Raw genomic sequence first — 23,977 nt, forward strand, 5'->3', positions numbered from 1 at the left:
CCATAATTGTATCAACCATCAAAGACTAAGCGCCTTATACATCATGACAGCAGCTTCGGCTCTTGTAACATTGCTTGTAATACGTAAATATACCTTGTCCTTCTCCTGTCTTCCTGTGATAATTCCCGCACCGCACACTGCCGATATCCTTTCAGCAGAGCCTTCCGAAATCTGCTGGTAATCGGCAAATTGCTTAAGTATGCTGCTGTCCTGCTCAGGAAGCGGTCTCCCGCTGATCTTTAGTGCCAGCGCAAGCATTACTCCGGCCTGTTCCCTTGTAATAAGCTGGTCGGGGTAAATTTTGTTATTCTTGTCGTTGGATACTATACCAAGCTTTGCTGCTATCATTATTTCCTTATAATATTTGTGCTTTGAGGTGACGTCTGCATACCGCCCTGCTGCCACATCGCCAAGTTCAAGGCTCCTGACAATGATGGCACAGTACTCGCCCCTTGTAATACTCTGTTCGGGATAAAATTTTGTGCCCGGCTTCGCATCGAATACCTTTTTGCCGGTCAGGCCCTCAATGGCTTCAACAGCCCACTTTACCCCTCCCAGATCGGTATAGCTGGCCTTTTTGCCTCCCGAAGCCATGGCCTCATTTGAATATGCACTCTGTACAATACCGTTTACAGCTTTTACACGGTATGTAAACGTACCTTCCGACAGAGTTCCCTTGTGTATGAAAGTGGTGGTATTCGCGCCGACCCTGCCTATCTCCCTGAAGGAAGTGAACTGCTTGACTTCTATGACAAATTCCTTCTCCTGATAGGAATTGTCCTTCCAGGTCAGCTGAATCTCATTTGCAGAAATATTTCTGGCCTCAAGCTCGGTGGGCTTTCCAGGTATCTGGAACGATACTTCCACTTCATTGCTGTAACTTGTCGAATTAGCGGCATCATAGACTTGAATCCTGTAGTAGTACACTTTTGTGTTGTTAAGCCGTTTATCGGTATATTTGACGGTGTTGGGATTCAGCTGTGCTATTTGCTGCCATTTCCCCAACTCCCCTTCTTTTCTTTCCACCTTGAAGCCGGTTTCCGATCCGCTGGAATCCTGCCAGCTCAATTCTATTTCATTCTGCTGCAAAATGGTGTAGTCCAGGTTCAAAGGCGAGCTGATGCTGCTGACCCAGATATTCACCTGATTTGAAAAGTCAGAAAAAACACTGTAGTCATTAATTTTGGCTCTTATCCTGTATGTATACGACACCTGCGGTGATACCCCTATATCGGTGTAGCTTGTCGCATTCCTGCCCACACTGTCATACAGCGTCCAGTCGGCATCCGAAGCCGCCCTTCGCCATATCTCAAAACCTGTTTCCCCGTCACTGTAATCCTTCCAGGACAGATTGACCCTTGTGCCGTCAACACATGAAGCTGTCAGAGTGGACGGGCTGTTAAGAAATGTGCTTGTCACATTCAGCAGATCGGAATACTCCGAGCTGCTGCTGCCTGATATAGCCTGAATTCTATAGGTATATACAGTGTTGGGCTTAATGGGACTGGCACTGTCGTTTATATCAACATATACATTTACACTGTTGGGAACCACGGCAATGGTCTTGAAGGTGCTTTCATCGGGAGATTTCCTCTGAATCACATACGTTGCCGCATTATAACTGTCAGTCCATTCAATCTGTATTGAATATGGAGATTTTGCAAATCCATACAGATCTGTGGGTTTATATAACAGAGGGCTGGAACTGTAGCCTTTGTCCTCATCCGGAAAGGATGTGGATTTGACTCTTTCGCTGAAAATCGAACGGACCTTGTAATAATAAGTGACACCCGACACTACATTTTTATCACTGTAGGTAAATTGTCCCGACGGAACAGTTGCAACCTTATACCATTCGGTATCACCGGCTTCCCGTCTCTCAATCAACGTGGTAAAGGACTTGTCGTCGGCATAACTCCACTTCAGGTCTATCTGGTCACTGGATACAGCGCTGACCTTTAAGGAATTGGGTTTCTGTACGTCAATGGTGCTGAAGGTAACTTCGTCAGTATAAATAGAGGTTATGTTTGAAGAATCTACGACTTTTATCCTGTAAGTGTATGTATGTCCCGAGTTGACGGAATAGTCTGTATAGTCCTCGGAATCCCGGTATCTCGATATCTGCGTAAAGGATCCGTTGTCCACCTTTTTTTCTACAATATATCTTAACTCGTCGGAATAATTGTCAGTCCACTGCAGCTTGACCTGATTATTGTTTATAACTGTAACGGTAAGCTCCGACATAGCCTCACAGCGGGCTACATTGATCAATACCAAACTCTGGAGAAGAATTGAAAATACCAGTAAAAAAGCAAATCTTCTCAATAGTTTTGCATATCTGTTTCTTTCTTTATTTTGTTTGTCATTCATGTGTAAAATCAATGTCCAATACCTCCCGCAGAATTTAGCCTCTATTTCAAACCTCTATTTCAAATATTTCTCCCGTATTTATCAAAACGCTTTTACAGCGCATAAAGGTTCTTTATTAACGTATATCGGCAAAATGCAGCAATGATTTAACCCAAAAACACCCCGTCTTTCGGCGGGGTGTTTTTGGGTCTGCAAACCTCTATATTGATTTTTACTTGCTTGTGGCTTTAATTCGGGCCATCGCTCTTGCAAGGGCCGTTTTGGAGCGCATGTATTCCAGTTGGCTCAGCTGCTTCTGAAGCCTTTCTTCGGCACGCTGCTTTGCTGCCCTGGCACGGTTTATATCTATTTCTTCAGGATACTCTGCGGTATCAGTCATAATAACAACCCTGTCCGGCATAATTTTAGCAAAGCCGTCGGTTACAACAGCTTCCGTCCATTTACCCTCGGCATTCTTTATCCTGAGAGGTCCGACATTGACAGTGGTTACCGTAGGTGCATGCTTTGCAAGAACTCCCATTTCACCGTCAATAGACTTAAAGATAACGCATTCTGCTTCCCCCGAATAGAAATTTCTTTCAGGTGTGATTACTTCCAAAAAAAATGTGGACATACTCATTAGCCTCCATGAGCCGCAAGTGCGGCCACAAAAAATATCCTATAATTAACCTCTCTATTAATGCCGCATAAGGCGAATAAAGGAGGCTAATTAGCCATGCGCGCTTTTAAAGCATTTGAAGTCATTTTTAACCAGCATTTTAAATCAATGCTTTAAATATATCGCGCGGCGACTAGTTCTACAGGTTAACTTGAGAGACAAGCAAAGCGGGGCTTTCAAGTTAATCTCCATGAAACGCCGCAGGTGCGGCGACTACAAATATCTGAGCGGCAAGAAATTATTCTTCCATTTCTTTTGCTGCTTCATATACTTCGTCAATATTTCCCTTCATGAAGAAGGCAGTTTCAGGTATATGATCCATCTTACCGTCAATGATTTCCTTGAAACCTCTGATTGTTTCCTTCAGAGGAACGTACTTGCCCTTATAACCGGTAAACTGTTCTCCGACAAAGAACGGCTGAGACAGGTATCTCTGTATCTTTCTTGCTCTGAATACTGTCAGCTTGTCTTCTTCCGGTAATTCGTCCATACCGAGGATTGCTATAATATCCTGTAATTCCTTATTTCTCTGTAATATTTCCTGAACTCTTCTTGCCACTGAATAATGCTCTTCACCGATTATCTTAGGATCAAGAATTCTTGAGGTGGAATCCAGAGGATCAACCGCAGGATATATACCCATTGCAACTATATCTCTGTTTAAAACCGTGGTAGCATCCAAATGGGCAAAAGTAGTGGCAGGCGCCGGGTCGGTCAGGTCATCGGCAGGCACGTAAACTGCCTGGACCGAGGTGATCGACCCCTTGGCTGTGGATGCGATTCTTTCCTGAAGTGCTCCCACGTCTGTGGCAAGGGTAGGCTGATAACCAACCGCCGAAGGAATTCTGCCCAACAGCGCCGAAACCTCCGAACCAGCCTGTACAAATCTGAATATATTATCTATGAACAGAAGTACGTCCTGTCCCATCTGATCTCTGAAGTATTCCGCCATGGTAAGGCCTGTGAGACCAACTCTCATTCTGGCTCCCGGCGGTTCATTCATCTGTCCGAAAACCATTGCGGTCTTCTCAATAACACCTGTGTCATTCATATCATGCCAGAGGTCGTTACCTTCTCTTGTTCTTTCACCAACACCTGTGAATACAGAATATCCGCCATGCTCGGTAGCGATATTTCTAATCAGCTCCATTATCAGAACTGTCTTTCCAACTCCGGCTCCGCCGAACAGTCCGATTTTACCGCCCTTTGCATATGGTGCAAGGAGGTCCACAACCTTTATACCCGTTTCCAGAATCTCTGTCGAAGGTCTCTGCTCTTCAAAAGAAGGTGCAGGCCTATGTATGGGGTAATAATCCGTCGGCTTTATATCGCCTTGCTTATCAACTGTTTCACCCAATACATTGAATATTCTTCCTAAAACTTCTTTTCCAACAGGTACTTTGATGGCATCTCCCGTATCTATAGCCTCCATACCTCTTACAAGTCCATCTGTAGAAGACATGGCAACACATCTCACAGTATCGTTTCCGAGATGCTGCATTACCTCAGCAGTTATAACACTATCCCCTGAATCAGTCTTTGTGGGAATTCTGATTGCATTATATATGTTGGGCAATATGCTATTTTCAAATCTGATGTCAAGTACCGGTCCGATAACCTGTACAATGACTCCTGTACTTCCAGCCATACTATCACTCCCATCTGCGCGTGTATACGCGGCTATTTTCCTCTCAAACATTAAAAAGAATATCTGTTTTTTCAATCAATCGATATAAATCAATCATCCAATATCTGCTGTATCTGCTGTTGCAAATAAATTTGCTTATTCTCTATTTCAAAGCAGCAGCTCCGCCCACTATTTCGGATATTTCCTGAGTGATGGCAGCCTGTCTGGCTCTGTTTTTATACAGGTTTAATTTTTGCAGCATTTCATCCGCATTTTTTGTTGCACTGTCCATTGCGGTCATACGGGCATTTTGTTCACTGGTAAAGGCTTCCACAAACGCACCGTACATGATGCCCTTAATATACTTTGGTATCAGTACATCCAGAACGACAGAAGGTGAAGGTTCGTATTTTATCTGCTCATCAATTTTAATATCATCAGCATTTACATCGTCGCGCAGCGCACCGATTTCCAGAGGCAGGAGCTTCAGTACCTTAGGCTCCTGGGAAATGGCCGACAGCATCTGTGTGAAAATTATATATACTTCATCCACCTGCTTTTTGTTATACAGGTCGAGAATAATATCTGCAATCTCCCTTGCTCTGAATACTGTCGGATTCTGCACTGCATAGTCAAATTCAGTGTGAACATTATAATTTTTCTTGATAAAATATGATCTTCCTGAATTTCCGGCTATGAGCAGCAGTGCATTTTCTTTATCCTCACCCACCGCATGCTCCGCAAGCTTTTTGATATTGCTGTTATAGCCGCCTGCCAGCCCCTTGTCTCCGGTAATGACTATATAGGCCTTTTTACTGCCCAGCCTGGTATCTCTGATATCGAAATATTTGCTCTCAACATCTCCGCTATGTGCAAGAATGTCTGCAATAGTTTCTCTTACCTTGTTAAAATACGGAAGGGTTTCTTCCAGTTGCGCTCTTGCCTTCTTTAGTTTTGACGCTGATATCAACTTCATGGCCTTAGTTATTTGCCGCATCTGATTTACACTTTTGATACGCAATTTTATTTCACGCATATTATTTGCCATATGATAACCCGCCGTTTCCGTCCCACAGCCCGACAAACAATTGATAACCCGTACTTATCTGCTGTGTATAATGAATGATAAGCACAGAATAATATTTTTTATACAAACTGAGCTTTAAATTCCTCAGTAGCCGTCTTCATCTGCTGCATCATTTCGTCGTTGATGTCACCTGTTTCAGCAATGCTGGTCAATATCTTCGGATATTTTTCCTTAACAAATCTGACCAGTTCCTGATTAAATTTGCTGACCTTGTTGACAGGCAGATCCATAAGGTATTTGTTTGTTGCGGCGTACAATATCATGACCTGTTCTTCTACCGGCAAAGTGGAATATAAAGGCTGTTTCAAGGTTTCAACCAATCTTCCGCCCTGTACCAGCTTGTCTCTTGTGGCTTTGTCCAGATCGGAGCCAAACTGTGCAAAAGCTTCAAGCTCTCTGAACTGTGCAAGATTTATTCTCAAAGGACCTGCTATTTTTCTCATGGCTTTGATCTGCGCCGAACCACCAACGCGGGATACCGACAAACCAACGTTTACAGCCGGTCTTTGGCCTGAGAAGAACAACTCTGACTCGAGATATATCTGACCGTCGGTTATGGATATGACATTGGTCGGGATATATGCCGAAACGTCTCCTGCAAGTGTTTCTATTATGGGGAGTGCGGTAATCGAGCCTCCGCCCAGTTCATCGCTGAGTTTTGCCGCTCTTTCAAGCAGTCTTGAATGCAAATAGAATACATCACCGGGATAAGCTTCTCTTCCTGGCGGTCTTTTAAGAAGTAATGACATTGCCCTGTAAGCAACGGCATGTTTTGACAGATCATCATAAATTATTAAAACATCCTTGTGCTGTCTGTACATAAAATCTTCGGCCATAGCACAGCCGGCATAGGGTGCAAGGTACTGAACCGAAGCCGTATCGCTGGCAGTTGAGGAAACAACTATGGTATATTCCATGGCTCCGAATCTTTCAAGTGTATTGACTATGCCTGAAACTGTGGATGCCTTCTGCCCTATGGCAACGTAAACACATATTACATCCTTGCCTTTTTGGTTGATAATAGTGTCAACAGCTATTGCAGTCTTACCGGTCTGCCTGTCGCCTATTATAAGCTCTCTCTGACCTCTTCCTATTGGTATAAGTGCATCCAGAGCCATTATACCCGTTTGAAGCGGCGTATTTACGCCCTTTCTGTCAATTACACCCGGAGCTGTAAAGTCTACAGGCCTGTAAGTATCCGCCTTAATGTCACCCTTTCCGTCGAGAGGTTTTCCCAACGGATTGACTACTCTTCCTATAAGGGATTGTCCTGCTGGCACCTGAACTGTTGTTCCTGTTCTTTTTACAGTTGAACCCTCTCTGATCTCTCTGTCGTCTCCCAGTACAACACAGCCGACATTGTCTTCTTCAAGGTTAAGAGCCATACCATAAACATTATTGTCAAACTGTAAAAGCTCTCCCGACATACATGACTGTAAGCCGTATATTCTTGCAATACCATCACCTGACTGAAGTACATAACCTACATCATCAGTTTTTACCGCAGCTCCGTAACTTTCTATCTGCTGCTTTATAATTGAGCTAATTTCTTCCGGTCTAAGACTCATCCTTTTCTCACCCCATATGCTCTGACACCGGCTCTACATAGTAACCAGTTCAGTTAATGATTCAATCCTGCCCTTAATACTTCCGTCGTAGACTTTGTCCCCGATAATTACCTTTATTCCTCCAATTATCGAAGGATCCACAACTTCTGTAACCTTTACCGCACTTGCATTATATTTTTTCCGGAACTTTTCTTTCAAAGAGCCGGTTTGACTTTCTTCAAGCGGAGCAGCCGTGATAATTTTCATATCCAGTATATTTGCCCTCTGGTCGGCAAGCCGCACAAACTGTTCAAAAATGCCGGGAAGTTCAACCACTCTCTGCTTTGCTATCAATAGCAGCATAAAGTTCAGCATTTTTGAGCTTAATTCGCCGTAGAATACATTTCTGACCAACCCCTGCTTTTTATCCAGCTTGACCCTTGGATCAGTTAAAAAACTCCGGAATTGCATATCAGAATTAAATATTTCCACAAGCTGTTCAAATTCCTGCCTGACACTACCTATATCGTCAAGTGAAAGCTCCAATAATGCCTGGGCATATCTTTTCTCTACAAGCGGCATTATGCTGCACCTGCCTCATCTATAAATTTGTCAACCATACTCTTGTTTGATTCGGTATCCATATTGGCCTGAACAACCTTTGTAGCAGCGGTAATAGCCAGTGCGGCAATCTGCTGTCTTACCTGACGAAGCATTTCCGCCCTTTCGCGCTCTACATCCTGACGGCCTTTTTCAACAATAACCAGCGCATCTTTTTTGGCATTTACAATTATCTCGTCATATTCACGTGTAGCTTTAATTCTTGCTTCATTCAAAAGCTTATCGCTTTCTTCCCTGATTTTCTTTATCTGCTCTTCATAATTTTTTCTTGACTCCGCCGCTTCAAGTTTTGCCTGGTCCGCATCCTTCAAAGCCTGCTCTATGGAATTTTTCCTGTTTTCCATGAACTCTGTGACAGGTTTAAACAAAAACTTTTTCATGAAGAAGAACAATATCAACAGGTTTAATGCAACAAAAATAAATGTATATTTTTCAGGCATTAACATATAATTATCATTCGCCTTTCTGGCTCACAGAAATTTAATATGCACGCACCTATAGCGAGCCGTATAGGGTGGTAAATATACTTCACTCCGCATATATTCCGCATAATCATCTATACGATATAACGGCGTCATTATATTCGTGGAGGCTGGAGGACAAATCGTCTCGGTGTGATCATTGATCGATATTGTCATATATATAATAGCAAGGAATATCAACCATGCTTTATAAACACTGCCATATCTGTGAAAGGCGTTAGACTGCCGAAGTATATGTACTCATATCCCCTGGTATTTTAATACCTTTCACAGATATCCTCAGAGCCTGTTTAAGATTTCATTGTGCCCGTCATTTTGGCGGATTTTGCGCCATGCCACGTTAAATTTTCTTGCAATAAACAAATTATTACCTCGAAAATTTGCCTTGCCTGACACAAAATCTACCTATAATGCCAGACACAAGCAGATATTAAACAGGCTCTTACACTGTAGACCATATTATCCCATCTTTAAGAATACGAGTACCAAAGCAACTACAAGACCATAGATGGCTGTGGCTTCTGCAAGAACCGCTCCGAGAAGCATAACATTTCTTATCTGGCCGGCAGCTTCAGGCTGTCTTGCAATACCCTCAACAGCTTTACCTGTTGCCAAACTGATACCTACTCCGGCGCCAATACCTGTAAAAACTGCTATCGCTGCTGCTATAGCTATTATTCCTGTCATTATTTATTCACCCCCTTATTCTAATACCTCTGCAATATATAGTGAAGTTAAAAACATAAACACATATGCTTGAAGTATCCCGTCAAACAAATCAAAATAAATACTTAGTGCTGCCGGTACTACCGGAGGCATTGCCATGTAAATCAGCTCCATTACTATGAACGCACCCAGTATGTTGCCAAAAAGACGCAAAGCGAGAGATAAAGGTTTTATACCATAATCCAGTATCTTGAAGGGTAACATCATTGGGATAGGTTCAACAAAGCTTTTCAGCCACCCGCTCATCTTCTTGTACCTGATGCCTGCATAAATAACCACACAAATTGACATAATTGCCATACATGCAGTTACATTGATGTTTCTGGTAGGAGGTCTGAATTTAAAACCTTCTCCCGGAATAACATTAAATATGGAAACTGTGTTGGCAAAAATAAGGAACAAAAAGATAGTACCCAAATACGGTGCAAATGCCTTCCAATGATGTTCTCCGATTGCATCTTTTGCAATATTATTTATCAATTCCACTATGATTTCTGCAACATTTTGTTTCTTGTTCGGTACGGCTGAAAGCTTACGGGTAAGGAATATGCTGAAAAATATCAGTACCGCCATTATAACCCACATCACAACTACAACATCAGATACCGGTATTTCCAGACCCGGCAGTTTTATTGTAAACACATTATGTGGCTCCATTGCCTCTACAAGCCTGTCGCTCATACTTACTTCTTCATGCATTCTATTTCACCTTCTGTCCATAGTGATTTTGTGTAATTCCAAAAGCCTCTGTTATGGCATTTACCATAATCACAAACAGGATTGAAAGTATTCCGCCCAGTACAGCCAGAAAGGCATGCACTCCAAATTGCATGGCAAAAACTACTGTTATTCCTATTATGACTAAGTTTAGCAAATATATTACAATATTTATTGCTATTGCTTTCTTTTTATTCGCCCCACTTAGTAAATGCCCGAGCACGGATTCAAGAACTGCAAATCTTAACAACGATATTAATACGCCGATAGTGAGAGCTGCAATCATTATAATCCGATGACCGCTGAATATCATACATATTATAAGAGCAATTGCATAAAAAATACAAACTCTTTTTACAAAAAATTTTAAAATGTTACTCATTATCGTTTTTTTATACAATCTCCGCAATTAGTTGTTAAGTTTCTACTTAAAAATTACGATACTTATTTAGGTTTATTTCTAACCATGCTATGTTGGGAAATTGTACATAGCATAAATTAGTTCAATAATAGCACAGTGAAAAAGGTAAATCAATGGCCCTTTGACGAAAAGTGCATAAGTCAGCTTCGAATTATTAGTATAACTTGCACAAAAGAATTTACAATCAGGAGTGGTTAAAATATGGATATTACAACCATTATAGGTTTGATTTTAGGTTTAGGCGGAGTAGTTATGGGATATCTTGAAGAAGGTCATTTCGACCTGTCCCTTCTTGGCGGGCTATGGGGTCCGGGTCCCTTTCTAATTGTTTTTGTCGGAGGTTTCGGAGCGACTCTCGTGGGCTTTCCCTTATCTGAGTTCAAGAAAATGTTATCTACTCTTTCCATGTTGTTTACTCAAAAGAATTACAATGAAATCGATATCATCAACGAGTTGGCCGATCTTTCCGAAAAAGCAAGAAAAGACGGATTGCTGAGTTTGGAGCAGGATGCTCAAACCAACAAAAATGATTTGATACGGAAAGGCCTGGCTTTGGTTGTGGATGGTATAGAAACCGAAGTAATTAAAGATATACTGGCCAGAGAAACCGAACTGCAGGGCGAAATATACGAATCAGGCGCAAAGATTTTTGAAGCCATGGGTGGAACGTGGCCTGCCATGGGTGTTTGCGGAACAGTTATGGGAATGCTGAGCATATTGAAGGATCTTAGCGACCCTCTGGCTCTGGGGCCTAAAATTGCAGGTGCGTTCATTGCCACCATGTACGGTGTTGCTTTCGCCAATCTTTTATGGCTGCCTTTCGGCAATAAGATCAAAGTTAAGGCAGCCCGTGAAACTATGATAAATGAACTGATCATAGAAGGCCTCTTATCAATTCAGGCCGGTGAAAATCCACGTATAATTAAGGAAAAGCTCAACCTTAACCTTATGGAAAAACTGAACGGTAAGAAGGAAAAAGAGGATGCTGCAATTGCTGAAGAAGGAGTTGAGGCATAGGTATGGCAAAGGAGAAGGTAGTAAAAGACAATAACGAACGATGGCTTTTGACTTATGCAGACTTGATGAACCTCTTACTTATCCTCTTCATAATCTTATTTGCCATGAGCCAGGTGGATACGCAAAAGTTCCAGCAGCTGTCCCAGTCATTCAGTTCTATATTCGGTACCGGTTCCAATTCAGTTCTGCAGGGCAGCGGACAGGGTAACTCCCTGGTTGATTTTCCGGCTACAATGCCTTCGCCTGTGATTCCCTCTGAGATGGAAGACAAGCAAATAGAAGGTATAACCCGGGAAGTTAAGGAAATGGTTCAGGGTCAGGGGCTTGCAGGAAGCATTGATGTCAGGAAGCAGGAGCGCGGCGTCGTAATTTCGATAAATGAAAGACTTATTTTTAAATCGGGCAGATCTGACATAGAGAAGGAATCGGAAGACAAAGTGCTTAAAATAGGCAGGGATATCCTGGCTAATATACCAAACAAGCATATCCGAATTGAAGGACACACCGATAATATACCTATCAAAAGTCCTCTTTATCCGTCAAACTGGGAGCTGTCAAGTGCAAGAGCCACCAATGTTCTAAGAATTCTGGTGGAAAAGGCAGGTATTGATCCCAAGCTGATCTCGGCCGTCGGCTACGGCGAATTTACTCCTCTGGTTCCAAACGATTCAGATGCGAATCGTCAAAAGAACAGAAGAGTGGATATTGTAATCCTGACAGACGTCTCAAGCCAGGGTGAAGCAAGCAACGATGACAATACCGCAGCGAATTTCAACAAGTAGTAGATACGGGATTAAAATAACACAGTTACCGGCATGCTGATATGCCGGTCTATAGGAAAACCTTGAAGCTCACATGAAAGCTTCAAGGTTTTTTACATGTTTTTGTTCTTCAGAAATAATTTCAGAGATAAGCTTAATATTTACTGCGTTTGTATCAGTTTCAGCCTTTGAGAATATATCCTGTATGCTTAAAAGTAAAGCAAGATTGTCCTTTTCAAAGTTCAGACAAAATTCCAGCAGGCTTTTCGGACTTTCGGTCCCAACTACCCGGCTGATCCCGGCATATTGAAATATTGCCGCCGATATCTTGTCATAAATAAAAAAGTCGATTTCTGTTTCAGGTTCTTTTTCCAGTTTGGCTTTGAGGGTCTGATATATTTCAATATGTTTTTTCTCCTGATTGGCAAATATTTTTGCCATGGTTTTTATCTTATGCTGTACATCCTTCCTCCCGGTTATCCCCATAAACATGTCCTGCCCTGCCTGTTCAAGGGAAATGAACTTATCCAGCAAATCAACTATAGTGTACGCCATGCCTACTGCACCTCTCTCAATTCTTTCCTGATTCTTTCTCAATTCTCTCGATTATATCTCTTTTACAACTCTTCCGTCTACTGTTCCAGTTTGAATTTAGAAACATAGTTCATGAGATTCTCCGAATACTTCTTGGATTTATTGGCCTGTACCAGAAGTTCGTTTGCTCTTTCCTTTACCTGTACCGATCTTTGTGCTATATTGCTGGTACCTTCCGCTTCTTCGCTATTGGCGGAGGTTATTTCATTTATGGCTTTTATCATATTTGATATTGAAACATTGAGCTCCTCGGAGGTCCTGCTGAAGTCGGCTACCAGAAGGCTGAGATTTTCCGAATCCCTCTCATATTCACCCGATGCGTTCAGTATCATATCAAAGTCGCGCTTGACAGTGGTGTCGATAAAATCCAGCAGCTCTGAGGAGTTGTCCGACAAATTGGAGACCGAACCTGTAACCTGCCTGATTATACCGGTTATTTTATTTGCCGTATTTTTTGAATCCTCCGCAAGCACTCTTATTTCATCGGCAACAACGGCAAAGCCCTTGCCCGCTTCTCCCGCTCTGACAGCTTCAATGGAAGCATTGAGCGCTAAAAGATTTGTCTGGCTTGTAATCTGCAGTATCACATCAGCCAATTCATTGATTCTCTTAACTGATTCAGCTTCCAGGAGAGCCTTCTCAAGGTTTTTTCTCGACTTGCCTATTATTTGTGTTCCGTCTATTATAGCATTGCTGATATTTTCTTTCAAATCTTTTGCCCTTTTACTGATTTCTATTACGTGTCTCTCGCTCTCCTGGGCTTTACCGGCTATCAAATCCACGGCTGTTCCTATTTCTACAGCGGTGGCATACATCTCCTGGGTCGACGCTGCCGTCTCCTCCATGCCGGCCGATAATTCCTCAGTTGTCTCTGAAACTTCCTCTATCAATTTGTTCATCATGGTCATCTGCTCTCTTACATTGTCGGCTGAGGCGTCAATATTTGCAGATTCGCTCATTACACCGTTAATAAAGCCTTTGACCTGCATAGACATCTCATTTAAGGTATTGGCGAGGATTCCGATTTCATCCCTGGACTTCAGCCGGATTTCCTGTATGCTTATCTGTCCGTCTTCATCCTTTTCAAAGGCTTTGACAATTTTGACAATAGGCTCCGAAAGTTTTCTGCTGAGTGCCAGCCCTACAAAAATCATAGCTATTATTGAAAGCCCCAGGAATATAAGTATACCTAAAATATTTTCGGTAAGGTTCCTGTTCAGTTCGACACCCTTTTCACTTACAATGTTCTGGATATCATCCACGTAATTTCCTGTGCTCACTATCCAATTCCATGGCTTGAACAATTTTGAGTAAGCCCTTTTTTGAGTCAGCCTGTCGGTACCCGCATCCTCCGGCTTTTCCCACATGTAATCGGTATATCCCGACCTTTGGTTGTCGGCAGCCGCTTCAATAATCTCCCGTATAAGCTTCACACCATTGGGATCGGTTATGTCAAGCCTGTTTTTTCCCTCGTCTTCAGGCTTAACGGGGTGAGCAACAAGAACTCCCGAAGTGTCGTCTATCCAAAAATAGCCGTCATTGCCGTATTTCAATTTCTTGATTATTCTTTTTGCAGTTTCCTGTGCCTCCTTTTCCGGCATTAAACCTTCTTTATAGGCATCATGATATGATTCAAGTATAGTTATTGCAGCCTCTACTTCATTTTTAATCATATTGTCGTAATCACTGAACAGCATTTTTTCAACCGCTGCTGTTTCCGATTTATTCAGTTGAATTAAATTAAAAATAACATATGTACTTAAAAAAACAATGAAAAGTGTGGATGTAATCAAAAATGTACCCAGTATCCTGTATTTAATTTTTTTAGTCATTTAAAGGACCTCCCGATAATGATATTATAAATATGGCCACTATATTAGTTACCACAGTATGTTAAATTTTAAACACTTTACGACAAAATTCGTCATAATCAGATTTTCACGCAAAAAAAAGAAGCTGTTTTTGAAGCAGCCTCTTTTTTTTCCGTAATTTAATATTTCTTTCTAAACATTAAATTCATCAGGCTTTTCATCTGTTAAGCCGAAATGAAACAGCAGCACCTGAACAATTCTTTCGGAAGCATGCCCATCACCATACGGATTAACAGCTTTGGCCATTTTCTCATAGTCGTCTTTATCATCAAGCAGCTTGGAGGCATGCTCCACGATCTCCTCCTGAACCGTTCCGGCAAGTCTCACCGTTCCGGCCTTGACAGCCTCCGGCCTCTCTGTTTCCTTTCTCAGTACAAGCACAGGCTTGCCGAGGGTGGGAGCTTCCTCCTGGATTCCTCCGGAGTCTGTCATTATCATATACGAGCGGGCCATAAGGTTATGCATGTCCTGCACGTCCAGGGGCGGGATAAGATGAACTCTTTCCTTGCCTCCCAGGATATCTTTTGCCGTCTCCTGAACAGCAGGGTTCAGGTGCACTGTGTAAACAACCTCCACATCCTTATAATTGTTCACAATGGTGGAGATGGCACGGCAAATGTTTCGCAGGGGTTCGCCAAGGTTTTCCCTTCTGTGGGCGGTTACGGCTATCACTCTTTTATTCTTAAAGTCAATATTTCTCAGAGCTTCACACTCAAAGGTATAATTATCCTTTACAGTGGTCTTTAAAGCATCGTTGACAGTGTTTCCTGTCACATATATGGTATCTGCGCTTACACCTTCATTCAGAAGATTGGTTTTGTTTGTCCCAGTGGGTGCAAGGTGGATATCAGCCATTGCTCCCGTAAGTTTCCTGTTCATTTCCTCAGGATATGGAGAATATTTGTCAAAGGTCCTCAAACCTGCCTCTACATGGCCTACCGCTACTTGTTTGTAGAAAGCGGCAAGACTTCCCACAAAACAGGTTGTGGTATCACCATGGACCAGTACAATGTCAGGCTTTTCCTTATCAATTACATTCTCCAGGCCCTCCAGCGCCCTTGTGGTTATACCTGTCAGAGTCTGTTTGCTCTGCATTATATTAAGGTCGTGTTCAGGAGTGATCTCAAACATCTTAAGCACCTGATCCAGCATTTCCCTGTGCTGGGCAGTTACACATACCACCGAATCTATCTTTTCACACTTTTCCAGTTCCTTGACCAAAGGAGCCATTTTTACTGCATCCGGTCTGGTACCGAATACAGTCATTACTTTTAATTTATCCAATTTCCTTCCTCCAATTGCAGCCAATCTTGCCGGATTTTGAAGATGATGATTTTCTTTTGCCTTGCTGGCATTGTTCATTTCATTCATATACATCGATCCTACTATAACAAAAACCGCTACGGCTATTACAAGTATTATTGCACTTACAGGCCCTTTATAATCCAGCACCACCGCACATAAGCCCAATGCGGCACTGGCAACATATATCAATGATACCGACTGCCTCTGGGTGAGCCCCATATCTACCAGCCTGTGATGGAGATGGCCCCTGTCGGCTGTCATGGGTGATTTGCCGCTTGCCACTCTTCTCAATATGGCGAAAACGGTATCAAACAGTGGCAGTGCCAGCACAAGTATGGGCACAGCTATTGCAATTGCGGTATAGGCCTTGTATGTACCCTGAATTGATATGGTTCCAAGCATGAAGCCCAAAAAGGTCGCTCCCGTATCTCCCATGAATATTTTTGCAGGGTTGAAATTATAGGGCAGGAAACCAAGCGCCGAACCGGCAAGTATGGCAGCCAGAACTGCAGTATGTATATCCGGCTCAGGTCTGATGACCGAAACGAAAAACAGAGACAGCGAGCCTATGGAGGACACGCCGGCAGCCAAACCGTCAAGACCGTCAATGAAGTTGATGGCATTTGTTATTCCAACAATCCACAATATGGTGATGGGGTATGAAATCCAGGGTCCAAAAGTTGATATTCCTATATCCGAGAACGGATTTGTTATAAAGTCGATTCTCGTACCTGTAACAGCAACAATAAGTGCCGCAATTATCTGAATCGGAAATTTCAGTTTGGCACTCAATGCCTTAATATCGTCTATTACTCCCAGGATTGCAATAATTGAACTTCCCAGGAGCATTCCTATGAATTGCCAGTCAAAAACAATAGCTGTTCCCACATTCAAAAGTTTGGAAGTTACGATACTGAAAAGTATTGAAACGAAAAATCCTGCTATAATTGCAAAACCGCCCAGTCTTGCGATGGGCTGCTTATGCATTCTCCTGTCATCCTTTGGGATATCAACCGCTCCAATTTTAAAAGCCAGGCTTTTAACTACCGGAGTTGCAGAAAATGCTACTATAAAAGCAAGCGTGAAAGAAATAAAATACTCATATACACTAGACATTTATACACCTTCCGTTCTTAGAGAAATCCCAGCTTCGAGCTTCTTAGGCTATTCTCCAAACTTTCAGGAAATTAAAAAACTATAACTTCCCATACATCAAAATAGAGGGAGGTATTTAAACTCCCTCTGAATTTAAATCTTGTTACCCTCTATTAACAATATACAATACGTTTTCGAGCGGTATTACACTTTAACTATCTCAAGCCCTGCTTCTTCAAGCAAAGCCATGGAAAGCTCATCCGGATAATCTCCGTTAAACACTATGCGTGTTATTCCTGCGTTGATGGCAAGCTTGGCACATAAAACACAGGGCTGGGTAGTCACATACAAGGTGGCCCCATTAACGCTTGTTCCGCTGCAGGCAGCCTGCACTATGGCGTTCTGCTCGGCATGGATCGCTCTGCACAGTTCATGTCTCTGGCCGGAGGGGATATTGAGCTTTTCTCTTAGGCAGCCTACCTCGGAACAGTGCCTGCACCCCACCGGTGCACCGTTATAACCGGTTGCAAGTATTCTTTTATCCTTGACAATGATTGCTCCAACCTGTCTTCTCAAACAGGTGGATCTGGTTTTTATCAAATCTACAATCTGCATAAAGTACTCATCCCAAGACGGCCTCATAAATACCCCCTACCAAAACTAAAAACAGGAAACCCTGTAAAATATCATTACTTGGTTCCAAACAACCTGTCGCCAGCATCACCCAATCCCGGAACAATATAGGCGTGATCGTTCAAAACCTCATCCACAGCGGCACAGTAAATCTCAACGTCAGGATGATCCTTGCGGATTCTTTCTATACCTGTCTTTGCAGCCACAAGACACATCAGTTTAATATTTGCAACTCCCCTGTTCTTGATGAACTGGATAGCTGCCGATGCCGAACCCCCGGTTGCAAGCATGGGATCGAGAACAACTATTTCCCTCTCCTCTACATCTACCGGCAGCTTGCAGTAGTATTCAACAGGTTCATGTGTTTCAGGATCTCTATATAACCCTATATGTCCAACCTTTGCCATAGGCAGCAGGCTCAGCATGCCGTCAACCATTCCAAGGCCGGCTCTCAATATGGGAACTATTCCTAATTTCTTGCCTGATATTACTTTTGTTTTGGCGATCCCAACAGGTGTTTCAATCTCCACTTCCTTCAGAGGCATATTTCTAGTTACTTCATAACCCATAAGCATTGCTATCTCTGAAACCAGCTCCCTAAATTCCTTGGTGTTTGTATTCTTGTCCCTGAGTAAAGATACCTTGTGCTGTATAAGGGGATGATCAAAAACAAATACGCTTTCCATTATTTAATTCCTCACTTTGTAAAATATTTTTTTTCAATATTTGAAATTTTTTCAACTCTATTGCCGTGCCTGCCACCTAAAAACTCGGTTTCAAGCCAGGTTTCAATAATATCAAATGCTACTCCGGGTCCAACCACTCTTTCTCCTATGGCAAGTATATTTGCATCATTGTGCTGTCTGCTCATTTTAGCCATATAGCTGTCGGTGCATAAAGCCGCCCTTATGCCGGGAACTTTGTTGCATGCTATTGAAATCCCTATTCCGGTACCGCAAATAACGATACCTTTTTCACATTCTTTTTTGCTTACAGCTTCGGCTACGGCTTGTCCATAATCCGGATAATCCACCGAATCGGGACAGTTGGTACCAAAATCCTTTACTTCAAGTCCCTTAGCCTGAAGTAATTTTATGATATCTGCCTTGAGCAGGTATCCTGCATGATCACTACCTATTGCTATCAAATTTATCTCCATTTCCGGCCCAGGACAGCCAATTTACCCCGTTTTAACAACTATATGCGTTTAAGCTTGTCGGTCAGGGAAAATTGCCGGTGCCATTTTTCATTAATTATTACGTATTGTTTCTCAATGTTTTTCCTATGCCGTTCTTTATTATTTTATAGTATAAACTATTACATGTCAAAAAAAAGTGCCTTATAAACCTGCATATTTTAGCTGTCCCCGGTCAGTTTTTTTATAAGGGTCCGAACACTCTCAAAGATATCTTTTGCACAGGTTTCATAGCTTTGATAAGGCATTCCGAAGGGATCGGTTATGTCCAGGTCACTGCTCTCAGTCAAAACCTCCCTGCATGCATATTCCTTCAACGTGAAAATGGAAGCTTTTTTGTCGGGAAATCTGCTCTTAAGATAGTCCCTGTGCTGTCTGGTCATTGTCAGCACCAGTTCTGCCCCGTCCATATCCGCCCTGTCCAGAAGCTTTGCCTTATGAATGGATATGTCAATATCCCACAGCTTTTTCAACGCGGCAACCGAATGCTCTGAAGCCGGCTCTCCGTCAAAGGCCTGTATCCCCCTTGAGGAAACCGCTGATTCCTTCAAAGCCACCTCCTGCTGTGAAAAAGCCCTGAAAATACCCTCTGCCATACAGCTTCTGCAAGTATTGCCGGTGCAGACAAATAAAACATTAGTGGTCTTATGATTTTTTACTTCCATGTTTTCCTCCAATACAGCCGTTCTCTTCATTCAGGTTTCCAATATTCGGATATCCGGATGTTTCCTTACTCTGCTTGAATGATATCATAGCCCGCGGCCTTTACCATCCTGTTCATGATGGCAAGCCCTACCTCATGCTCGTCCACAGCTTCGGCAAAAATAATATCCACGCCTTTGTCATCAAACTCTCTCAGCAGTGAAAACAGCCTGGCCGCAATAGTCTCCGGCTTGTACCTGTCCCCCATAGACAGGGTTTCAAAACCGTGATATTCCGCCTTTGTTTGATCTGTAGCACATATGCCCACCTTTTTGCCTTCCCTTTCACTTGCTTGTGCAAGCGCTGTGATCCTGTACACCTGCTTTTGCCGGTCTTCACTTCTCACTATTACAACATGTGCCTTGGGCGAGTAATGGGTATATTTCATTCCCGGGGATTTAGGCGTATTTTCTGAGCTTATTTTCCCCAAAATAGTCTTATCAATGTCTATGGGACCGATAATTTTCTCGATCTGTCCGGGTGTCACTCCTCCGGGCCTCAGCAGTACCGGTGGTTCAACCGTAACATCCAGCACTGTTGACTCCAGACCCACGCGGCAGCTTCCTGCATCAACCACCATTTCTATCTTTCCGTCCATATCGTCCAGAACGTGCTGCGCCGTGGTGGTACTTGGCCTGCCCGAGACATTTGCGCTGGGCGCAGCCACAGGTACCGCTGCCAGCCGGATAAGTTCCCGTGCCACAGGATGCTCCGGCATGCGGATTGCTACAGTTTCCAGCCCGGCCGTTATTATGCCGGGTATTATGGAGCTTTTTTTAAGCACCAGGGTAAGAGGGCCGGGCCACAGCTTGTCCATCAGCAGCAGGGCCTTTTCAGGAATGTTCTCTGTCAGCTCATATACCTTTTCCTTATCTGCTATATGTACTATCAGCGGATTATCCGAAGGTCGGCCCTTGGCCCTGAAGATACTTTCAACAGCCCCGGGGTCAAGGGCATTGGCACCCAGTCCGTAAACAGTCTCGGTGGGAATTGCCACAACCCTCCCGGCGCGCAAGGCTTCGGCAGCCTCTTTGAGTTCCTGCATGTCTATATTTAACGGGTTGATTTTTATAACTTTTGTTTTCATTCCGGTACAGCCTTTCCAGCTCAAAAATAATTATATGCGGTTAATCCGCACGCCTGCCGAAGACAGGGCAGGGCGCAGCTTAACCCGGGTACTAATTAAGCATTGTTACTATTATACCACATAAAATACCAAATACATTTCCTACCGAGGACATTCTACCCAGATAAATCCTCTTTGATTCGGGTATCAGCTCACCGTATACCACATACAGCATTGCTCCCCCCGCAAAACCCAGGCACAAGCCTATAAACTGCTCCGAAACATGACCGAGTGCAGCCCCTGCCAGCGCTCCGATACCCATCGGCACACCTGACAGTATTGTAAGCGTAAAGGCTTTGACGGCCGAGAAACCTCCAACCTTCATTGGCAGTGCCATTGCAATACCCTCGGGAATATCGTGTATGGCAATTATCAGTGTCAGTGTGATTCCCAGGCTCAATGAGGCCTCAAAACCCGAACCCACTGCGAAACCTTCCGGCAGGTTGTGCATTGCAAGGCCTATGGAAACGAGTATCCCCGCCCTCAGCAGGTTTGAATTCCCATTTGCATTCTTGACTGCATCAAGCTGCTTGACAAAATCATCAATTACAATTACAATCAATATTCCTGAAAGCACACCGATAAGCGTCAGGTTGAGTCCGGCTATCTCAACCGCCTCGGGTACAAGTTCAAAGCAAACAACAGAGGTCATAAGACCTGCTGAAAATTCCAGGATTGAGCTCAATATTCTGTTACTTATATTTTTGCCCACAAAAAAGGCTATCAATCCACCAATACCTGTCCCGGTAATTCCTGATATCAAGCCTATAATTCCAATCTTCAAAATGTGTTCCACGGCAATTCCATCCTTTGATAGTAAGTCTATATGACATAATATTCATAAAACCCGTGGATTATTAATAATTCGTCCAATTTTTAATCTTCGTCCTCACTGCCGCCGCCCAGCTTTTCGGATTGGTCAGTGGTTATGAGCGCATCGATTATTTCATCAAGATCTCCGTCAAGCACCTGATCAAGCTTGTAAAGAGTAAGATTTATCCTGTGGTCTGTAACTCTTCCCTGGGGATAGTTGTAGGTTCTGATCCTTTCGCTTCTGTCGCCTGTTCCGACCTGGCTTTTCCTGTCCTGGGCAACCTCGTTTGCCTGCTGCTGCTGTGCTATTTCATAGAGCTTTGACCTCAATATCTTCATAGCCCTGTCCTTATTCTTGTGCTGTGAGCGTTCGTCCTGACATGCGACGACCAGGCCGGTGGGAATATGTGTTATTCTGATAGCCGAATCGGTTTTGTTTATGTGCTGTCCGCCGGCACCGCTGGCTCTGTAAGTATCAATCCTCAAGTCATTTGGGTTTATCTCCACGTCAACCTCTTCGACCTCCGGCAGAACTGCAACCGTTATGGTGGAAGTGTGGATACGCCCGCTGGATTCAGTAGAGGGCACTCTCTGAACTCTGTGCACTCCGCTTTCAAACTTCAGACGGCTGTATGCGCCCCTGCCTTCAATTGAAAATACTACTTCCTTGAAGCCTCCGAGCTCTGTAGGATTGGAATCAAGTATTTCGGTTTTCCAGCGCTTCCGCTCTGCATATCTGGTCATGGCTCTGAAAAGCACCCCGGCAAAGAGTGCTGCCTCTTCTCCGCCTGCCCCGCCGCGGATTTCAATAATAACATTCTTGTCATCATTCGGGTCCTTGGGAACGATCATGACCTTCAGCTGCTTTTTGATTATTTCGAGCTTTTCCTGTGCTTCCTCGAACTCTGCCTGGACCATTTCACGGAAATCCTTCTCAAGAGTGCCGTCCAGCAGCTCTCTGGCCTCCTCGATATCGGAGGTGACCTTTTTGTACTCTCTGAATTTCTGAACAATTTCCTCCAGATCGGAGTACTCCTTCATATATTTTTTATATTCCTCCTGATTGTTAATCACATCAGGATCACTTAATTTATGGCTTATTTCCTCGTACCTGTCCTCTGCCGACTGCAGCTTATCAAACATACTTTTTCCCAACCGTTCCTTAATTATTTGTACACTTAGTATATGTAATTGACTTTAGGTAAATATACATAAAAGAAATATAATCTATTAATGTTACGCAATTAGATATTATAACATGAACAGTCACCAGACGCAACAAAAGAACTATCTTTAAGTAGCCGTTAAAGATAGTTCTTTTTGGGGTTTTCTATATAAATTTATATCACGTAAGCAATTAAGGTTGTATAAGTAATCTTCTATAGCTTATAGCTGTTACTTAACTATTTCAATTTGTCCGTTCATGGTTTCGCCGGTAATATTAACCCTGTTGACTCCGGTTTCATAATCTCTGCTCTCAGCTTCAACGAAGCTTCCTGTAACACCCTTGCGGTTTACATTATGATATACTATTTCAGGAATAAGCAGGTTGATGGAACCGTTGCTGGCATGGGCCTTTACCTTGTAAACCCTGTTGTCCATATCGTTCATATTTACCTTGATACCGCCGTTGGAGGTCTTGAGGTACATGCTCATATCTTCACTGTCGTCAACATTTTGGGCATTTTCGATATTGATTCTGCCGTTTATGGTTACGGCGCTTACATCTCTGACTTTTATGTGCTTTATATCTATAACAGCGTTGCTTGTATTGATATCGATTTTATTCCCAATGATATAATTCATCTGGACTCTGCCGTTCTTTGTAGTAACCGATACATTGTCACTGTTTACACCCATCAGCTCAATATGAGCATTTTTTGTAGTGGCTGTCACTTCCTGGGAAAGCGAATCCTCAATATAAATCTTACCGTTGGAATTTTCAATCCTTATGGCATTGAATTTAACATCGGGAACAAATACTTCATGAGAAACACTTGCATTTAAAGCTGTACTGTTAACTTTTATTGAAATGTTTGAGGGATCCTCTACAAAGCTTACAATACCTTCACCTGTGGGTGACGTGCTCTTTATCCTTGATATGATCATTACTTTGGGATCAAGGTGCTTTTTTATTGTTATGCTCCCGTTTATTCCCGAGATTTCAAGATTTGCTCCTTCAGCAGGAATAACTTCATAATTCTTTTGAACTGTCTGCAGGCTTCCGAATACATTGAAGGAATTTGTATCCACAAAGCTTCCTACATAATCTATAACCTTGTCAACTATTCCGGCTGTGGTGCTGGCCACGTTCTTACCAAACTTTTCAGCCTTGTTTGCGAAATCATCGATCATGTTGTCAAAATCCGCCTGATTATAATTGGTTTTGAACTCTTTCTTCCATTCATTTACTCTTTCTCTCACCTTTGCAGCTTCATCTGCAAAACCGTTTGCTTTATTATTTCTTCTATAATTGAAATTTTCGGCATTTTCCCTTTTGGGTTCATCTTCAAGTGCTGCTAAAAGCTTTGCAGCTTCTTCGGTGGATATTTTCTTTTCTTCCACCATTTTTAATATCAGTAATCTTTCTTCGCTAATAGACATTGTTA

The 23,977-nt window shown here is 42.9% G+C and carries 23 protein-coding genes and 1 pseudogene; 2 read left to right on the forward strand and 22 right to left on the reverse strand.

Going from position 1 to position 23,977, the window contains the following annotated elements:
* Nucleotides 1-18: 18 nt before the first annotated feature.
* From CTER_RS10945 to CTER_RS10990, 10 genes are all read right to left on the reverse strand, one after another.
* Nucleotides 19-2,382, reverse strand: coding sequence for an S-layer homology domain-containing protein (locus tag CTER_RS10945; RefSeq protein WP_004625584.1), 2,364 nt, complete (start codon nucleotides 2,380-2,382; stop codon nucleotides 19-21).
* A gap of 199 nt (nucleotides 2,383-2,581) precedes the next feature.
* A complete protein-coding gene (gene atpC, locus CTER_RS10950; protein WP_004625535.1) occupies nucleotides 2,582-2,983 on the reverse strand; it encodes an ATP synthase F1 subunit epsilon in 402 nt (133 codons plus the stop codon).
* A gap of 283 nt (nucleotides 2,984-3,266) precedes the next feature.
* Nucleotides 3,267-4,676, reverse strand: a complete 1,410-nt coding sequence (gene atpD / locus CTER_RS10955) for a F0F1 ATP synthase subunit beta (protein WP_004625590.1) — start codon at nucleotides 4,674-4,676, stop codon at nucleotides 3,267-3,269.
* Between the two features lie 142 nt (nucleotides 4,677-4,818).
* Nucleotides 4,819-5,703, reverse strand: coding sequence for an ATP synthase F1 subunit gamma (gene atpG / locus CTER_RS10960; protein ID WP_004625562.1), 885 nt, complete (start codon nucleotides 5,701-5,703; stop codon nucleotides 4,819-4,821).
* Nucleotides 5,704-5,801: 98 nt separating this feature from the next.
* Entirely contained in the window at nucleotides 5,802-7,310 is a 1,509-nt protein-coding gene (gene atpA / locus CTER_RS10965) for a F0F1 ATP synthase subunit alpha (RefSeq protein ID WP_004625640.1), read from the reverse strand.
* Nucleotides 7,311-7,343: 33 nt separating this feature from the next.
* Complete coding sequence (locus tag CTER_RS10970) at nucleotides 7,344-7,871, reverse strand: F0F1 ATP synthase subunit delta (protein ID WP_004625553.1); 528 nt, start codon at nucleotides 7,869-7,871, stop codon at nucleotides 7,344-7,346.
* The gene (gene atpF / locus CTER_RS10975) at nucleotides 7,871-8,356 is read right to left on the reverse strand and encodes a F0F1 ATP synthase subunit B (protein WP_004625606.1); all 486 of its coding nucleotides are present in this window, start codon (nucleotides 8,354-8,356) and stop codon (nucleotides 7,871-7,873) included. The genes CTER_RS10970 and atpF overlap by 1 nt, the downstream gene beginning before the upstream one ends.
* Before the next feature lie 495 nt (nucleotides 8,357-8,851).
* On the reverse strand, nucleotides 8,852-9,079 hold the full coding sequence (gene atpE / locus CTER_RS10980) for an ATP synthase F0 subunit C (RefSeq protein ID WP_004625527.1): 228 nt from the start codon (nucleotides 9,077-9,079) through the stop codon (nucleotides 8,852-8,854).
* Between the two features lie 15 nt (nucleotides 9,080-9,094).
* Nucleotides 9,095-9,817, reverse strand: a complete 723-nt coding sequence (locus CTER_RS10985; protein ID WP_004625532.1) for a F0F1 ATP synthase subunit A — start codon at nucleotides 9,815-9,817, stop codon at nucleotides 9,095-9,097.
* A 1-nt stretch (nucleotide 9,818) separates the two neighbouring features.
* Nucleotides 9,819-10,235, reverse strand: a complete 417-nt coding sequence (locus CTER_RS10990) for a hypothetical protein (protein WP_242834971.1) — start codon at nucleotides 10,233-10,235, stop codon at nucleotides 9,819-9,821.
* 222 nt (nucleotides 10,236-10,457) lie between these two features.
* Here CTER_RS10990 and CTER_RS10995 point away from each other — a divergent pair, with 222 nt between their 5' ends.
* Both CTER_RS10995 and CTER_RS11000 read left to right on the forward strand, forming a co-directional pair.
* A complete protein-coding gene (locus CTER_RS10995; RefSeq protein ID WP_004625613.1) occupies nucleotides 10,458-11,273 on the forward strand; it encodes a motility protein A in 816 nt (271 codons plus the stop codon).
* Nucleotides 11,274-11,275: 2 nt separating this feature from the next.
* Nucleotides 11,276-12,055 carry an OmpA/MotB family protein gene (locus CTER_RS11000; protein WP_004625668.1) on the forward strand — a complete coding sequence of 260 codons (780 nt, stop codon included), beginning with the start codon at nucleotides 11,276-11,278 and terminating at the stop codon, nucleotides 12,053-12,055.
* 69 nt (nucleotides 12,056-12,124) lie between these two features.
* On the opposite strand, the gene CTER_RS11005 is transcribed toward CTER_RS11000, so the two are convergent.
* The 12 genes and pseudogenes from CTER_RS11005 to CTER_RS11055 all read right to left on the reverse strand — a co-directional run bounded on the left by CTER_RS11005 (nucleotide 12,125) and on the right by CTER_RS11055 (nucleotide 23,972).
* Nucleotides 12,125-12,631, reverse strand: coding sequence for a ferritin family protein (locus tag CTER_RS11005; protein ID WP_040760875.1), 507 nt, complete (start codon nucleotides 12,629-12,631; stop codon nucleotides 12,125-12,127).
* 35 nt (nucleotides 12,632-12,666) lie between these two features.
* Complete coding sequence (locus CTER_RS11010) at nucleotides 12,667-14,460, reverse strand: methyl-accepting chemotaxis protein (RefSeq protein ID WP_004625540.1); 1,794 nt, start codon at nucleotides 14,458-14,460, stop codon at nucleotides 12,667-12,669.
* Nucleotides 14,461-14,631: 171 nt separating this feature from the next.
* Complete coding sequence (gene wecB, locus CTER_RS28800) at nucleotides 14,632-15,783, reverse strand: non-hydrolyzing UDP-N-acetylglucosamine 2-epimerase (RefSeq protein ID WP_278245923.1); 1,152 nt, start codon at nucleotides 15,781-15,783, stop codon at nucleotides 14,632-14,634.
* A 408-nt stretch (nucleotides 15,784-16,191) separates the two neighbouring features.
* A pseudogene (locus CTER_RS29165) lies at nucleotides 16,192-16,920 on the reverse strand (glycosyltransferase family 4 protein); the annotation flags it as partial.
* Between the two features lie 183 nt (nucleotides 16,921-17,103).
* The gene (locus CTER_RS11020; RefSeq protein WP_004625561.1) at nucleotides 17,104-17,541 is read right to left on the reverse strand and encodes a deoxycytidylate deaminase; all 438 of its coding nucleotides are present in this window, start codon (nucleotides 17,539-17,541) and stop codon (nucleotides 17,104-17,106) included.
* A 47-nt stretch (nucleotides 17,542-17,588) separates the two neighbouring features.
* Entirely contained in the window at nucleotides 17,589-18,218 is a 630-nt protein-coding gene (gene upp, locus CTER_RS11025) for a uracil phosphoribosyltransferase (protein WP_004625622.1), read from the reverse strand.
* Nucleotides 18,219-18,229: 11 nt separating this feature from the next.
* The gene (gene rpiB / locus CTER_RS11030) at nucleotides 18,230-18,679 is read right to left on the reverse strand and encodes a ribose 5-phosphate isomerase B (RefSeq protein ID WP_004625472.1); all 450 of its coding nucleotides are present in this window, start codon (nucleotides 18,677-18,679) and stop codon (nucleotides 18,230-18,232) included.
* Nucleotides 18,680-18,888: 209 nt separating this feature from the next.
* On the reverse strand, nucleotides 18,889-19,392 hold the full coding sequence (locus tag CTER_RS11035; protein WP_004625582.1) for a low molecular weight protein arginine phosphatase: 504 nt from the start codon (nucleotides 19,390-19,392) through the stop codon (nucleotides 18,889-18,891).
* A 65-nt stretch (nucleotides 19,393-19,457) separates the two neighbouring features.
* Nucleotides 19,458-20,516 carry an L-threonylcarbamoyladenylate synthase gene (locus tag CTER_RS11040; RefSeq protein ID WP_004625484.1) on the reverse strand — a complete coding sequence of 353 codons (1,059 nt, stop codon included), beginning with the start codon at nucleotides 20,514-20,516 and terminating at the stop codon, nucleotides 19,458-19,460.
* 91 nt (nucleotides 20,517-20,607) lie between these two features.
* Nucleotides 20,608-21,351 (reverse strand): ZIP family metal transporter, encoded by a 744-nt coding sequence (locus CTER_RS11045; protein ID WP_004625547.1) that lies wholly within the window; start codon nucleotides 21,349-21,351, stop codon nucleotides 20,608-20,610.
* Between the two features lie 80 nt (nucleotides 21,352-21,431).
* The gene (gene prfA, locus CTER_RS11050) at nucleotides 21,432-22,511 is read right to left on the reverse strand and encodes a peptide chain release factor 1 (RefSeq protein WP_004625578.1); all 1,080 of its coding nucleotides are present in this window, start codon (nucleotides 22,509-22,511) and stop codon (nucleotides 21,432-21,434) included.
* A gap of 252 nt (nucleotides 22,512-22,763) precedes the next feature.
* Nucleotides 22,764-23,972 (reverse strand): SHOCT-like domain-containing protein, encoded by a 1,209-nt coding sequence (locus CTER_RS11055; protein WP_004625473.1) that lies wholly within the window; start codon nucleotides 23,970-23,972, stop codon nucleotides 22,764-22,766.
* Between the last annotated feature and the right edge of the window lie 5 nt (nucleotides 23,973-23,977).

Origin of the sequence: Ruminiclostridium cellobioparum subsp. termitidis CT1112 (genome assembly GCF_000350485.1) — a bacterium.
Classification (GTDB): domain Bacteria; phylum Bacillota; class Clostridia; order Acetivibrionales; family DSM-1351; genus Ruminiclostridium; species Ruminiclostridium termitidis.

Excerpts from the sequence above, each read along its gene's own strand:
- CTER_RS11055 (WP_004625473.1), bottom strand. The coding sequence starts at position 23,972 with ATGTCTATTAGCGAAGAAAGATTACTGATATTAAAAATGGTGGAAGAA.
- CTER_RS10970 (WP_004625553.1), bottom strand. The coding sequence starts at position 7,871 with ATGCCGCTTGTAGAGAAAAGATATGCCCAGGCATTATTGGAGCTTTCA.
- upp (WP_004625622.1), bottom strand. The coding sequence starts at position 18,218 with ATGGAAAGCGTATTTGTTTTTGATCATCCCCTTATACAGCACAAGGTA.
- CTER_RS11010 (WP_004625540.1), bottom strand. The coding sequence starts at position 14,460 with ATGACTAAAAAAATTAAATACAGGATACTGGGTACATTTTTGATTACA.
- prfA (WP_004625578.1), bottom strand. The coding sequence starts at position 22,511 with ATGTTTGATAAGCTGCAGTCGGCAGAGGACAGGTACGAGGAAATAAGC.
- CTER_RS11020 (WP_004625561.1), bottom strand. The coding sequence starts at position 17,541 with ATGAGGCCGTCTTGGGATGAGTACTTTATGCAGATTGTAGATTTGATA.
- CTER_RS11000 (WP_004625668.1), top strand. The coding sequence starts at position 11,276 with ATGGCAAAGGAGAAGGTAGTAAAAGACAATAACGAACGATGGCTTTTG.
- CTER_RS10985 (WP_004625532.1), bottom strand. The coding sequence starts at position 9,817 with ATGCATGAAGAAGTAAGTATGAGCGACAGGCTTGTAGAGGCAATGGAG.
- atpC (WP_004625535.1), bottom strand. The coding sequence starts at position 2,983 with ATGTCCACATTTTTTTTGGAAGTAATCACACCTGAAAGAAATTTCTAT.
- atpG (WP_004625562.1), bottom strand. The coding sequence starts at position 5,703 with ATGGCAAATAATATGCGTGAAATAAAATTGCGTATCAAAAGTGTAAAT.
- atpE (WP_004625527.1), bottom strand. The coding sequence starts at position 9,079 with ATGACAGGAATAATAGCTATAGCAGCAGCGATAGCAGTTTTTACAGGT.
- atpD (WP_004625590.1), bottom strand. The coding sequence starts at position 4,676 with ATGGCTGGAAGTACAGGAGTCATTGTACAGGTTATCGGACCGGTACTT.
- CTER_RS11040 (WP_004625484.1), bottom strand. The coding sequence starts at position 20,516 with ATGAAAACAAAAGTTATAAAAATCAACCCGTTAAATATAGACATGCAG.
- atpF (WP_004625606.1), bottom strand. The coding sequence starts at position 8,356 with ATGTTAATGCCTGAAAAATATACATTTATTTTTGTTGCATTAAACCTG.
- CTER_RS11035 (WP_004625582.1), bottom strand. The coding sequence starts at position 19,392 with ATGGAAGTAAAAAATCATAAGACCACTAATGTTTTATTTGTCTGCACC.
- CTER_RS10995 (WP_004625613.1), top strand. The coding sequence starts at position 10,458 with ATGGATATTACAACCATTATAGGTTTGATTTTAGGTTTAGGCGGAGTA.
- atpA (WP_004625640.1), bottom strand. The coding sequence starts at position 7,310 with ATGAGTCTTAGACCGGAAGAAATTAGCTCAATTATAAAGCAGCAGATA.